This is a genomic window from Agromyces salentinus, from assembly GCF_009749395.1.
Taxonomy (GTDB): domain Bacteria; phylum Actinomycetota; class Actinomycetes; order Actinomycetales; family Microbacteriaceae; genus Agromyces; species Agromyces salentinus.
Genome location: NZ_WBIR01000014.1, coordinates 66,715 through 79,534, shown reverse-complemented (window position 1 = coordinate 79,534; position 12,820 = coordinate 66,715). Strand labels below are relative to the sequence as shown.

The window sequence follows — 12,820 nt, the reverse complement described above, 5'->3', positions numbered from 1 at the left end:
TGCGGGGGATCCGCCCGACCCTCCCGGAGTGATGGCATGGAGTCATGAGCGACGAGGTCAGACCCGCACGGAACGACGCATGGGTGCCGCCTGGCGCCACGGCCCGGCAGGGGCCGACGCCACCGCCCGCCCCCGCAGCGCCGATGCCGGCGGCGCCGCCGGCATCCGCTGCTGCGCCGATCAGCGCCGCCGAGCGCCAGCGCGCGAAGAACGCCGAGCGTGGGCCGATCTTCCCCGACCGCGTGCCGTGGGCGGCCGTCGCCGTGTTCACGGCCATCGCGGTCGGCGCCGGCTGGCTCGTCGTGCTTCCCGTGTGGCTGAGCGGCGAGGGGCTCGCCGACCCCCTCTTCGGCCTGCTCGCGCTCGTGCTCATGTACACGCCCGCCCTCGCGACGCTCGTCGTCGTGCTGTGGGTGCGGCGGCCCGCGAGCATTCCGCGCTACCTCGGCCTCTCGCCGATGCGCCCGGCCGGCCGCACGTGGCTCTTCATCGCGATCGCCTTCGTCCTGTTCACCGTGCTGCCCTTCCTCGCGATGCTGCTGGGACAGGCCATGGGGCTCGTCCGCCTCGACTTCGCCGGCCTGAGCGGCATCACGGCGGCGTTCGAGGGAACCGGCGCCGTGCCGATCGACCCCGGCACGGTCGTGCTCATCACCCTCGTGACGCTGCCGCTCGTGACGGTCGTGAACAGCATCGCCGCCTTCGGCGAGGAGATCGGCTGGCGCGGCTGGCTGCTGCCCTCCCTTCGGCCGCTCGGCACGCTTCCGGCGCTCCTGCTGACCGGCGTGGTCTGGGGGCTCTGGCACTCGCCGATCATCCTGCTCGGCTACAACTACCAGCGCACCGACCTGCTCGGGGTGCTCGCGATGGTGGTGTTCTGCGTGCTGACGGGGGTCGTCATCGGGTGGCTGCGCCTGCGCTCGGCGTCGGTGTGGCCCGCGGTCGTCGCGCACGGCGCCATCAACACGGCCACCGCCCAGTGGCTCATCTTCGTCGACGCCGACGACCTGCCCGTCGGGCCGTGGGGCACCGTGCTGGGCTGGCCCGGCTGGATGCTCCTCGCCCTCGTGATCCTCGCGCTGGTGCTCACCCGCCAGCTCTGGAAGCAGGCGACGCCGGGGCTGACCATGGCCGAGGCGCGGGAACCCGCACCGGCGCCGGGCATGTAGCGGCTGCCGGCGAGGCTCGGGCTACGGGGGTGGGCCTACTGGGCCGCGACGTGGTACTGGACCATCCAGCCGACGTCCACCAGCCAGGTGCCGGCCTCGGCGGATGCGTCGGGGATGACGAACGCCATGTTGCCGGTCGCGCTCTCGCCCGCCTCGAGGTCGGGGAGGTCGAAGAACGCCTCGGGGATCAGGGCGTAGTCCTCCTCGATCACGCCGCCGTCGGCGGTCGCGAACGAGACGCGGACCTCGCTCCACGGTGTCGAGGTCGCCTCGGGCACGACGGTGTCGCCGTGGAACTGGACGGTCACCGGGACGATGACGTAGGACGAGCCCTCTGGAGCCACGTCGTTGTACTCGTACTCGGCCGCCACGAGGGCGTCGGCGTCGAAGTCGGGTTCGCCGAGCGTGACCGAGTAGTACGGTTCGCCGCCGTCGGTCAGCTCGACGGTCTCGCCGATGGGGAACGGGTCGGTGACCGTGCCCGAGGCGGAGCCCGTGACCAGTTCGAGGTCGCCGGCGTAGCTGCCCTCGATCGACTCGTCGGTGCCGGAGTACTGGTTGGCGGCGTCGATCGAGGACGTGATGGCCCACGTCACGGAGAGGATGCTCATGACGATCGACAGGAGGAACGCGACGACGCCGAGGATCAGGCCGGTCACGCCCTGACCCTTGCGCTTCGAGCGCTTGCCGACGAGCGCCGCGATGCCGAGGCCCACGGCAGCGAGGGCGGGCAGCCAGGCGATGAAGGTCACGAACGGGATCGCCGCGAGCACGAGCGCGACGATGCCGACGATGAGGGCGATGAGGCCGAGCGTGTTGCGCGGTTCGGCGGTCGCCGCTCCTGGAAGGCCGTAGGGCGGCGGCTGCATCGGCGCGGCGACGGGTGCTGCGGGGGCGCCGTAGGCGGGTGCTGCGGGAGCGCCGTACGCGGGTGCGGCGGGAGCGCCGTACGCGGGAGCGGCGGGCGCGCCGTACGGCGTGGGCGGCGCCGGCGGCGCTTTCGGAACCTGCCCGGTCGCCGCCGGGCCGTACGGCGGGACCGGGGGAACGGGCGGAGCCGGGGGAACGGGCGGCACGGGCGGGGCCGAGGCGCCGGCCGCCGCGACCGGGCCGGCCGCGGGCTCGCCGAGCCCGAACTGGTCCGGCGTCGGGATGGCCGGCGGCTGCGGGGGATCGGTCGGCTGCCGGTCGCGGTCGGTCGGCGAGTCGGACACGTCGGTACTCCCTTCCGGGCGCGGCGTGCGGCCCGGGACGAATGCGGTGGCGGATTCCGCTGCCAGGGAGCCGTGCTCCGAGGGCGGCGGATGCTGCGAACGTATCGTATGCGGACCCCACGACGCGCCCCCGACGGCGGTGGATGCCCTTGGCACGGCACGGGGCCGCTCGGCTGAGGATCCGAGCACCGGCGGCCGCGGGGCATCCGCTCTGGTAGACTCGTCAGGTTGCCGTGAAACGGCCGCGCATCAAGAGAGCCCAGGCATCCGGCCCCGGGCAGCGCGCAACGACGAGAAAGGGGATCCCATCTATGGCACTCGAAGCAGACGTCAAGAAGGCGATCATCGAAGAGTACGCGACCCACCCCGGTGACACTGGATCCCCCGAGGTCCAGATCGCGCTCCTCACGAAGCGGATCAAGGACCTCACCGAGCACCTGAAGGAGCACAAGCACGACCACCACTCGCGTCGTGGCCTGCTCCTCCTCGTCGGCCAGCGTCGACGTCTCCTCGGCTACCTCGCCGATGTCGAGATCACGCGCTACCGCAAGCTCATCGAGCGTCTCGGTCTGCGCCGCTAAGCGTCGTTCCTCGACGCGGCTCTCGCTGATACCGCGAACTTCTTGCGAAGGCCCCCGCCCCGCTCTCACGAGCCGGCCGGGGGCCTTCGTCATGCCCGGGCGGTCATGCGCAGGCCGTCATGCCCGGGGCCGTCATGCCCGGGAGAGCGCCGCCCTGACATCGTGATCCGCCCGCCGGCGCGCTGTCAGCACGAGCGCGGCGACGACCGCGACGATCGCCGCGACGAGCGGCAGGCCGAGTGCCGGGAGCACCGGGTGCTCGGGCACCATGTCGCCGCAGAGCCAGAAGAACCCGACGGCCGCGGTGAGCGTCGCCAGCGGGGCGAACCACACGACGAGGTCGCGGAACACGCCCGGCCGGAACGCTACCGGCACCCGCGCGAGGCCGGCGAGGACGCCGAGCGCGCCGATGAGGATCGCGAGCACCTCGAGCGTGAGCGTCGCGGCGAACGGCAGCACCGAGATCGCCTGCCACGTGCGCCAGGCGCCCTCGTCGGGGCCGGCGAAGGTGCCCGCCGGGAAGTCCAGGCGAACGCCGAGGTCGTCCACGCCCACGGCGAGCGGCACGCCGTACTCGGTGTCCTCGAAGGCGATGGCCGCGATGACGACGCCGTCGGACGAGTCGGTCGTCTCCTCGACGCCGTGCCGCTCGAGGTCGGCGACGGTCTCGTCGACCGCGCCGAACGGCACGACGGTCTCGGGCCAGTCGCGCACCTCCTCGGCGGCGTCGGTGTCGCGCGTGATCCAGCCCGCCTGCGTCGCGAGGGCGTACAGGTCGTCGGCGACGCGGAACTCGAGCCGGGTGGGAGCGAACTCCTGGCTGTCGTGGTCGCGCCAGGACGAGGCGAGGTCCCAGTTCTCGATCAGCGCCGCCCAGCGCACCCGGTCGACGGTCGGTCCCCGGCCGTACCCGCCCTCGTCGCCCGTCGCCGCGACGGCGGCCGACCCCAAGGTGTACTCGACGACGACGTCGCGGGTGCCCGAGAGCACCTCGGTCAGCATCGTGTGCATGAGCAGGGTGTCGCGCACCTGCTCGGTCGTGAACGGCACGTCGTCGCCGTCGATGCGCACCGCGTCCACGCGCAGGTCGAGCGACTGGCCCTCGACGCGGTTGCGCCACTGGTCGGCGAACTGGGGAACCCGGCCGCTCGAGTCGTCGAAGGCGACCTCGAGCGTCTCGGTGACGTGGAGCTGGGCGCGCCCGTCGCCCGACCTGGAGAGCTCGCCGACGATGTCGGCCGTCTCGACGCTCGTCCACAGCGTGCCGGGCACATCCTGGTCGAAGGCGGCGTAGCGGATGCCGCGCTCGTACGGGTTCGGCACGAGCGCGATCATCGCGATCATGCCGGGCAGCAGGAGGAGGGATCCGCCGATCACGACGAGGCGGGGCCAGCTCAGGTAACCGGGCGTGCGCCACCCGCGCCCGGCCGAGGCGTCGCCGATCTCCCCGTCGAGCAGGAGGGCCACCCGCCGTCCGGCCGAACGTGCGTCGGCGGCGAGCACGGCGTACGGGAGAACCGGATCGTTCGAGGGCCCGCGGTCGAGCAGCTGCGTGCGGTCCGCGGAGGCGTCGATGCCGAGCAGGTGCTGCTTGACCAGTGCTCCGCGGCGCGTGAGCGGACGCGAGGACCACGCGATCCACATCACGACCGCCGCGATCACCGTCGACGCGACGACGAACGCGACCGGCCACCAGACGACGGCGAGCGTCGCCTGGTGCGAGAGCTGGCGCACGAGTCCCCACTGCACGAGCACGAGCGCCGGGGGAGCGACGAGGAACGCGTCGCGCACGAAGCCGGCAGGCACGCGGCGAAGGCCGTCGGCGACGACCCGCCGATGATCGGCGCCGAACCAGTACCGCGTGAGCGCTCGGGGGAGGTCCCCGAGGCGGCCGGCGCGGCGTGCGGCGCGAGCGGCGTGCAGCCGGGCACGCGCCAGCTCGGCCGGACTGGCCCGCGTCCGTCGTGGGATGGCCGCCAGTGCCGAGCCGAGCTCCACGGCCCGCGGTGCGCCGAGGACCTGCGCCGCGATCGACGGCGTCACCTCGGGAGGGTCGTGCCTCGCGACGAACCACGGCCGGCCGCGGGCATCGGCCCACGCCACCGCGCGAGCCGCGAGCGCGAACAGCAGGGCGACCACGAGCAGCGCGAGCGGCAGCAGTGGCCCGAACGACTGCACGATGAACAGCGGCGACGGCGGCGGCATCTCGAAGGTGCCGGCCTCGAAGCTCATCGTGAACCACGCCTGCGCGTGCGGCGGGATGTTCTGGTCGTTCATCAGGCGGTACGTGGAGGTCCCGGCCAGGCCGCCCTCCTCCGGCTCGAGCCATTCGCCGCCGCCGACCAGCGTCCACGCGAGGCTGCCGCGCGGTTCGCGGATGAGCCGGTCGGCGAGGTCGTCGGGCAGGGTGATCGCGACGTCGAGCCCGGCGAGCGCCTGCGGCCACGAGGGGCCGAAGACGTCCCATTCGAGCAGGTCGACCGTCGACCCGCTCGCGTCGTCGACCGTGGCGTACGCGAGATCCCGCATCCGGTAGTCCAGCCCGAAGACGTGGTCGCCGGCGAGTGGTTCGCCGCCGTCGATGGTCACGGTGACCTGCGTCGGCCCCCGGCTGACCTCGGCGTCGACGGGCACGCCGTCGAGCGTGGCCGTGATCGAGGACGGATCGAGCGAGTGGCCCTGGTACTCGCTGGCGAGCACGCGCCGGATGCCGGTGGCCTCGACGTCCTCGGGGAAGTTCGCCGTGATGCGCTCTTCGACGTCGGCGCGCAGCCGCCCCTCGTCGTCCCGCGCGATGTCGTAGTCGGCGGCGAACTCGCGGGCGATCCAGTCGTCGGTCGCACTCGAGGCCGACGAGGTGATGTCCTCGAGGGTCATCGGCGGGTTGATGACCGGACCGACGAGGAGGATGACGCCGCAGAGCGCCACGAGCCCCCAGGCCACGCGGATGCCGCGGCGCAGCCCTCGTCCGCCGTGCGAGCGCAGCCACGCCTCCAGGCCGAGCAGCCAGCCGGACAGCAGCGCCCAGAGCGGGGTGTGCCTCGGGCGCTCCTCGCGGAGCGCGTCATCGGGGATCCCGGTCGCGGTCGGTGCGGATGCCGCGGACGCGTCGTCGTCATCGCGGCGGGGGCGTCGGGTCACCCGGCGATTCTAGGGGGGATGATGTCAGCGTGGACGACACCGCCCGCCGCGGACGCGGCACGCAGCCGGACCGGTTCGCGGCGCTCCGCGACGAGATCGCCGCGGACCCCGCGAACGCGTCGTACACCGCGCAGGGCTGGCGGCCGCTCATCACCGGTTCGCCCGCCTCCCGCGTCCTCATCGTCAGCCAGGCCCCCGGGCGCCGGGCGCAGGAGAGCGGCATCCCCTTCAACGATGCCAGCGGTGATCGGCTGCTGCGCTGGCTGGGGGTCACGAGGCCCGAGTTCGACGACGTGTCGCGCTTCGCGATCGTGCCGATGGACTTCTACTACCCGGGCAAGGGCGCGTCGGGCGACCTCCCGCCACGGCGCGGCATCGCCGAGGCGTGGCATCCGCGCATCCTCTCGGTGGTGCGACCAAAGCTCACGATCCTCGTCGGTGCGCACGCGCAACGGTTCCACCTGGGCGACCGCCGCCGGCCGACGCTCACCGAGACCGTGCGCGCGTGGCGCGAGGTCGGCCCCGACGTGATCCCCGTCGTGCACCCGTCGCCGCTCAACGTCGGCTGGCACCAGCGCAATCCCTGGTTCGAGGAGGAGCTCGTGCCCGACCTGCGACGCCGGGTCGCGGCGGCGCTCGGAACCGGAGGCGCCGAGGCCTGAGCCTCAGGTCATCGCGAGGAGCACGCCGCCGAGCGCGCCGACGATCACGACCGCCCATGGCGGCGTGCGCCAGGAGACGAGGAGCACGAAGCAGGCCAGCGCGAGGGCGAAGCTCCCCGGGTCGACGACGGCGGTGACGAAGACCGGGTCGTAGAGGGCCGCGGCCAGGATTCCGACCACCGCCGCGTTCGCGCCGCGCATGAGCGACTGGGCCCCCGGCCGCACCCGGAGCCCGTTCCAGAAGGGCAGGACGCCGATGAGGATCAGGAACCCGGGCAGGAACACGGCCACGAGCGCGATGGCGGCGGTGACAAGGCCCGCCGCTCCGGGGGCCGCCAGGGCCCCGAGGTACGCGGCGAAGGTGAACAGCGGCCCCGGCATCGCCTGCGCGGCCCCGTAGCCGGCGAGGAACTCCTCGGCGGTCAGCCACGGGGTCCCGACGAACTCCGCCTGCAGCAGCGGCAGCACGACGTGCCCGCCGCCGAACACCAGGGCGCCGGCCCGGAAGAAGCCGTCGGCGAGGTCGAGCACCGGGCCACCGAACGCCGCGGCCGCGACGGGCAGGAGCACGAGCAGCGCGACGAGCACGGCGAGCGAGACGAGGCCGGCGCGCCGGGACACCGCGAACGGCAGCGGCGGCGGCGCCTGCTCGGCCGGCATCCGGCAGAGCACGAGCCCGGCGAGCGCGCCGAGCACGATCGCCGCGAGCTGGCCCGCCGTGCCGGCGAGCAGGAGCACGAGCGTCGCCGCGCCCACGGCGATCGCGGCGCGCCGCGGGTCGGGGGTGAGGCTCCGCGCCATGCCCCACACCGCCTGCGCGACGATGGCCACGGCGACGATCTTCAGGCCCTCGAGCACGCCGCTGCCGAGCACGCCGCCGAGCAGCGGCGCGCCGTACGCGAACGCGACCATGAGGACCGCCGACGGCAGCGTGAAGGCCAGCCACGCGGCGAGCGCGCCCATCGGCCCGGCGCGGAGGAGGCCGAGGGCGAACCCGACCTGGCTCGAGGCGGGCCCCGGCAGGAACTGGCTGAGCGCGACGAGCTCGGCGTAGTCGCGCTCGCCGACCCACCGGCGACGCGTCACGAGCTCGTCGCGGAAGTACCCGAGATGTGCGATCGGACCGCCGAACGAGGTGACGCCGAGCTTCAGGAAGGCGCGGAACACCTCGCCGGGGGTGCCCCCTGCGCGGTCGGTCGCCGCGGTCCGATCGGTCGTCACGGTGGACACCGTAGTCCCTCCGGGTGACGCGTCGGGGTCGCCGCCTCGACCTGCGGCATCCGGCGCCGAGTCCCCGACGGCCCGCGGTCGGGAGCAGGCCCGCCGCCACGGGAGAATGAGCGGATGCCCCGTCGCCGACGCTCCCGCCGTTCCACCTTTCCCGCGCTCGTCATCCTCGCGATGGCCTTCGGCGCCTGGCTGTACCTGTACGGCCCGGGAAGCGACGGATCGCTCGCCGACGGCGGTCTCCTGCCCGGTCTCGACCGACCGGGGACCCCGACGTCGCCGACGGCCCCGGCGGTGTCGGACCCCGACCTCGAGGCGCTCGTCGTCGCCGAGGGGAACCCGTCCTCCCGGTACGACCGCGACCTGTTCGGCGAGGCATGGCTGGATGTCGACGGCAACGGGTGCGACACCCGCAACGACGTGCTGAAGCGCGACCTCGCCGACGTGCGGTACCGCGCCGACAGCGCGGACTGCGTGGTGCGCACCGGCACGCTCACGGACCCGTACACGAACACCGTCATCTCGTTCGTGCGCGGACCCGACACGTCCGAGGCGGTGCAGATCGATCACGTCGTGCCGCTCTCGTACGCCTGGCGGCACGGGGCGTCGGAATGGACGGCCGACGTTCGCGAGGCCTTCGCGAACGACACCGCGAACCTGATCGCGGTGGACGGTCCGACGAACCAGTCGAAGCAGGACTCCGGCCCCGCCGAATGGATGCCGCCGTCCGCCGACTTCGCCTGCACCTACGTGGACCGCTTCGCCGCGGTGCTGGTCGCCTACGGGCTCACGATCGCGCCCGAGGACCTCGACGCGATCCGGCGCGTGGAGGCGGGCTGCGCCTAGGGGTGGTTCGCGCCTAGGGGTGGCCCGCGCTCGCCGCTCGCCGCGTTTCGCGCACGGCACCCTGGGCGGCTGCCGCGTCCTCGGCATCGGCGCGGGCCCGATAGGCCCGCACGGCCATGCGGTTGCCGCACCGGCTCGTGCAGAAGCGGCGGGAGCCGTTCTTCGAGAGGTCGACGTACAGGCTCTCGCAGTCGTCGGCATCGCAGACCCGCAGGCGATCCATCTGGTCGGAGCGGATGACGTCGACGAAGGCCATCGCGGCCTCGACGAGGATGCGGGTGGCGAGCGGCTCGTCGTTCTCGGTGGCGTGGATGTGCCAGTCGAGGTCGTCGTGCCGCACGAGCCGGGGGAGGGCGCGGGCGTCGGCGAGCAGGTCGTTGACGGCTTCGGCTGCGGCGTCGCGATCGAGCAGCCACAGGGTGCGCAGCCGCTCGCGTGCGGCGCGCACCTCGGCGAGCTCACGCGCGTCGTGGTCGTGGCGACCCGAGTACCGCCAATGGGCGATGAGCGAGTCGAGCTGCGCGATCGTGCGGAGTTCGTCGTCGCCCGAATCCGAGGCGTCGGGCACCGTGTCCGTGAGCGCGGCCACGAAGGCGAGCGCCGACTCCGTGTCATGGGTGAAAAACATTTGACTCCTGACGAGTTGCACGAGTACTGTCACGAGCATAACGAGTTTCGGGCATGACGGGGTCCGACTCGCGAGCGAACGGAACGGTGTCGGCATGCGAACCTCACGCGGCATCCTCGGGATCGCGCTGGGCCTCGCGTCCGGCCTCGCCTTCGGCGCCGGCGGCGCGATCGTCAAGCCGCTGCTCGAGTCCGGCTGGTCGCCGGGCGCGGCCGTGTTCTTCCGCGTGCTCGTGGGTGCGGCGCTCCTCCTCCTGCCGGGGCTCATCGCCCTGAAGTTCGACCTGCGGCCCCTCTGGCGGGCGAAGTGGACCGTGCTCGTCTACTCGGTGATCGCGGTCGCGGGCGTCCAGCTCGCCTTCTACATGTCGATCTCGCGCATCCCCGTGAGCACCGCGCTGCTCATCGAGTACCTCGCGCCCGTGGCGCTCGTCGCGCTCGCCTGGATGCGCACGCGGCACATGCCGCAGGTCGTCGTGCTCGCCGGCTCCGTCGTCGCCATCACGGGCCTCGTGCTCGTCATCGGCCCGACCGGCGGCGGCGCGCTCGACCCCGTCGGCATCGCCTTCGCCGCGATCGCGATGATCGGCGTCGCCGTCTACTACGTGCTCGGGGAACGGACCGACACGGGCATCCCCCCGATCGCGCTCGCCGCGGTCGGGCTCTTCATCGGATGCCTCGTGCTCGGCCTCTCGCTCGCGATCGGCCTCGTGCCGTTCGAGGCCCGCTTCGGCGAGGTCGCCTTCTTCGGGGCCACGGCGCCCTGGTGGGTGCCCGTCCTCACGGTCGGCGCGGTCTCGACGGCCTTCGCCTACGTCTCGGGCATCCAGGCGATCCAGATCCTCGGAACCCGCCTCGCCTCCTTCCTCGGCCTCTCGGAAGTGGTCTTCGCCGGTGTCGTCGCCTGGGTGCTCCTCGGCGAGGCGATCGGCCCCGTGCAACTGCTCGGCGGCCTGCTGATCCTCGGCGGCATCGTGCTCGTGCGCTTCGAACGTCCCGCCGCCGGAGTCGCGCCCGCCATGGCGGCCGACCTCCCGCTCGGGGCCGAGCCCATGCCCGTCGACCACCGGTCCGACGCGGGCCGGGTCGATCCCGATGCCGATCCCGATCCCGAGCCGGAGCCCGAGCCCGAGCCCGGGTCCGGCGCCGCGACCTCGCGCGCCGCCGCCCGGCCCGCGATCTAGACTCCACACCATGCGTTTCGGAATCTGCATCCTGCCCCAGGTCGACTGGCCCGAGGCCGCGGCCCTCTGGCGCGGCGCCGAGGAGTACGGCTTCGATCACGCCTGGACCTACGACCACCTCTCCTGGCGCGACCTCGCCGGCGAGCGCTGGCACGCGACCGTGCCGACGCTCACCGCGGCCGCCATGGTCACCGAACGCATCCGGCTCGGCACGTTCGTCGCCTCGCCGAACTACCGCCATCCGGTGCCGTTCGCGAAGGACATCGCCACGGTCGACCAGATCTCCGGCGGACGCATGCTGCTCGGCATCGGGTCGGGCGGCACGGGCTTCGACGCCTTCGTGCTCGGCGACGAGCAACTGAGCCCGCGCGAGCGCTTCGACCGGTTCGCCGAGTTCACCGAGGCCCTCGACGTGCTCCTCCGCTTCGAGGATCCGGCGGCGGCGGCATCCGAGGCTCCCGGCATCTCCTTCGACGGCGAGTGGTACCGGGCGGTGAACGCCCGCATGGTGGGCGCGCCCGCGCAGTCCCCGCGGATGCCCCTGCACATCGCCGCCGACGGGCCGAAGGCGATGGCGCTCGCCGTCCGGGTGGGCGAGGGATGGGTCACCACGGCCGGCTCCGTCGACGACACCGAGGAATGGTGGGCGTACGCCGGGGTGCTGTCGCGCCGGTTCGAGGACGCCTGCGCCGCAGCCGGTCGCGACGCCGCCGAGATGCCGCGCACCCTGCTGCTCGACTCGTCGGCGCGTTACTCGCTCACGAGCGTCGGCGCCTTCGAGGACGCCGTCGGGCGCGCGGCCGAGCTCGGCTTCACCGACGTGGTCGCGCACTGGCCGCGCGAGCACGGCATCTACGCGGGCGATCGCGCCGTCCTCGACGAGGTCGCCTCGCGCCTGCCCGCACTGCGCTGAGCCGGCGAGCCGAGCGGATGCCGCGCGAGGTCGCGCCCGTCGAACGGATGCCGCGCGGAGGTCGCGCCCGTCGAGCGGATGCCGTGCCCGTCGTGTTCGGAGGGCAACGAGCCGCGCGATAGCCTGACATCCATGCCCGCACCCCGCTCGAAGCCGCTGACCGCGTGGGAGCCGGCCCCGTTCCTCGTGCTGATCGCGCTCCTGATGTTCACGGGGCTCGTGCGCCCGACCTCGTCGCCGTGGCTGTTCTGGCCCTACACCGCGCTGCTCCTGGCGACCCTCGCCTGGCTCGTCACGAGCCTCGTGCGCGGGCACCGCGACGCCTCGAACCCCGACCGGTGGGGCGACCTCTCGACCCTCGACGGCATCGAGCTCGTCGACGCGCCCCGCCGCGCGCGCGAGGTGCGCTCGGTGCTTCCCGTGGCCGAGGCGAACCGCCACCAGCCGGCGATCGACCTCGCGCGCATCCACGGCGGGGCCGAGCAGCACGCGGTGCTGGTGCCGCGATCCAGCCGCTGGCTCTCGCGCCGTTACCGCGTGGGCGTGCAGCTCGTCGGCGGCGATCGGCCGCGTCATGCGGGATTCATCGCGGATGCCGCGGCAGAGCCGTTCCTCGACCGGCTCGACGAACTGCGCGCCGCAGGGGTCTACGTTCGCGTCCCGGCGCTCGTCACCGGGGCCTCGCGGCCGTTCGGCGTCGACCTCGACGTGAGCGGGCTCGACGAGGTGCTCGCGTCGGCCTGAACGATCGGGGTGCCGCAGGCCGCGGCCCGCGGCATCCGCCGGATCAGGAAGCGGTGGCCTCGGAGTCGACCGACTGCTCGGCCGCGATCTGCGCACGCACCTGGTCCATGTCGAGCGCGCGCACCTGCGAGACGAGGTCGTCGAAGACGGGGCGGGGGAGGGCGCCGGCCTGCGCGAAGACGCCGATGCCGTCCTTGAACGCCATGATCGTCGGGATCGAGGTGATGTTCATCGCGGCGGCGAGCTGCTGCTGGTCCTCGGTGTCGACCTTCGCGAAGACGAGGTCGGGGTTCGCCTCGGAGGCGGCCTCGTAGTTCGGCGCGAACTGCAGGCACGGGCCGCACCAGCCGGCCCAGAAATCCACGAAGACGGTGCCGCCCTCGAGGATGGTCTGCTCGAAGTTCTCCACGGTCAGTGCAACGGTAGCCATGCGTCCAGCGTACGTTCTCGCGCTCCACGCTCACCCGATGTTCGCTGCGAGCGGGCTGGGCGCATGATTCATGCGTCTGCCG

Annotated in this window: 12 protein-coding genes; 7 read left to right on the top strand and 5 right to left on the bottom strand. The window is 73.2% G+C overall.

Annotated elements, in window-relative coordinates; genetic code table 11:
* Nucleotides 1-44 precede the first annotated feature (44 nt).
* A complete protein-coding gene (locus GQQ95_RS13425; protein WP_157428177.1) occupies nucleotides 45-1,169 on the top strand; it encodes a CPBP family intramembrane glutamic endopeptidase in 1,125 nt (374 codons plus the stop codon).
* 35 nt (nucleotides 1,170-1,204) lie between these two features.
* Here GQQ95_RS13425 and GQQ95_RS13420 read toward each other — a convergent pair whose 3' ends face one another.
* Nucleotides 1,205-2,383 (bottom strand): DUF4190 domain-containing protein, encoded by a 1,179-nt coding sequence (locus tag GQQ95_RS13420; RefSeq protein WP_157428176.1) that lies wholly within the window; start codon nucleotides 2,381-2,383, stop codon nucleotides 1,205-1,207.
* A 311-nt stretch (nucleotides 2,384-2,694) separates the two neighbouring features.
* Between GQQ95_RS13420 and rpsO the strand changes: the two genes are divergently transcribed.
* Nucleotides 2,695-2,964, top strand: coding sequence for a 30S ribosomal protein S15 (gene rpsO, locus GQQ95_RS13415; RefSeq protein WP_157428175.1), 270 nt, complete (start codon nucleotides 2,695-2,697; stop codon nucleotides 2,962-2,964).
* Between the two features lie 132 nt (nucleotides 2,965-3,096).
* Here rpsO and GQQ95_RS13410 read toward each other — a convergent pair whose 3' ends face one another.
* Entirely contained in the window at nucleotides 3,097-6,105 is a 3,009-nt protein-coding gene (locus GQQ95_RS13410; protein WP_157428174.1) for a hypothetical protein, read from the bottom strand.
* Between the two features lie 29 nt (nucleotides 6,106-6,134).
* Between GQQ95_RS13410 and GQQ95_RS13405 the strand changes: the two genes are divergently transcribed.
* Nucleotides 6,135-6,767, top strand: coding sequence for a uracil-DNA glycosylase family protein (locus GQQ95_RS13405; protein WP_246205498.1), 633 nt, complete (start codon nucleotides 6,135-6,137; stop codon nucleotides 6,765-6,767).
* Between the two features lie 3 nt (nucleotides 6,768-6,770).
* On the opposite strand, the gene chrA is transcribed toward GQQ95_RS13405, so the two are convergent.
* Nucleotides 6,771-7,988 carry a chromate efflux transporter gene (chrA, locus tag GQQ95_RS13400; protein WP_246205496.1) on the bottom strand — a complete coding sequence of 406 codons (1,218 nt, stop codon included), beginning with the start codon at nucleotides 7,986-7,988 and terminating at the stop codon, nucleotides 6,771-6,773.
* 123 nt (nucleotides 7,989-8,111) lie between these two features.
* Between chrA and GQQ95_RS13395 the strand changes: the two genes are divergently transcribed.
* On the top strand, nucleotides 8,112-8,840 hold the full coding sequence (locus GQQ95_RS13395) for an HNH endonuclease family protein (protein WP_157428171.1): 729 nt from the start codon (nucleotides 8,112-8,114) through the stop codon (nucleotides 8,838-8,840).
* A 13-nt stretch (nucleotides 8,841-8,853) separates the two neighbouring features.
* On the opposite strand, the gene GQQ95_RS13390 is transcribed toward GQQ95_RS13395, so the two are convergent.
* Nucleotides 8,854-9,468 carry a CGNR zinc finger domain-containing protein gene (locus tag GQQ95_RS13390; RefSeq protein ID WP_157428170.1) on the bottom strand — a complete coding sequence of 205 codons (615 nt, stop codon included), beginning with the start codon at nucleotides 9,466-9,468 and terminating at the stop codon, nucleotides 8,854-8,856.
* A 94-nt stretch (nucleotides 9,469-9,562) separates the two neighbouring features.
* Here GQQ95_RS13390 and GQQ95_RS13385 point away from each other — a divergent pair, with 94 nt between their 5' ends.
* The 3 genes from GQQ95_RS13385 to GQQ95_RS13375 all read left to right on the top strand — a co-directional run bounded on the left by GQQ95_RS13385 (nucleotide 9,563) and on the right by GQQ95_RS13375 (nucleotide 12,308).
* Nucleotides 9,563-10,651, top strand: a complete 1,089-nt coding sequence (locus tag GQQ95_RS13385; protein ID WP_157428169.1) for an EamA family transporter — start codon at nucleotides 9,563-9,565, stop codon at nucleotides 10,649-10,651.
* Between the two features lie 10 nt (nucleotides 10,652-10,661).
* Nucleotides 10,662-11,564 (top strand): LLM class flavin-dependent oxidoreductase, encoded by a 903-nt coding sequence (locus tag GQQ95_RS13380; RefSeq protein ID WP_157428168.1) that lies wholly within the window; start codon nucleotides 10,662-10,664, stop codon nucleotides 11,562-11,564.
* 132 nt (nucleotides 11,565-11,696) lie between these two features.
* Nucleotides 11,697-12,308 carry a hypothetical protein gene (locus tag GQQ95_RS13375; RefSeq protein WP_157428167.1) on the top strand — a complete coding sequence of 204 codons (612 nt, stop codon included), beginning with the start codon at nucleotides 11,697-11,699 and terminating at the stop codon, nucleotides 12,306-12,308.
* Between the two features lie 43 nt (nucleotides 12,309-12,351).
* Here GQQ95_RS13375 and GQQ95_RS13370 read toward each other — a convergent pair whose 3' ends face one another.
* Complete coding sequence (locus GQQ95_RS13370; RefSeq protein WP_157428166.1) at nucleotides 12,352-12,738, bottom strand: thioredoxin family protein; 387 nt, start codon at nucleotides 12,736-12,738, stop codon at nucleotides 12,352-12,354.
* Nucleotides 12,739-12,820 lie beyond the last annotated feature (82 nt).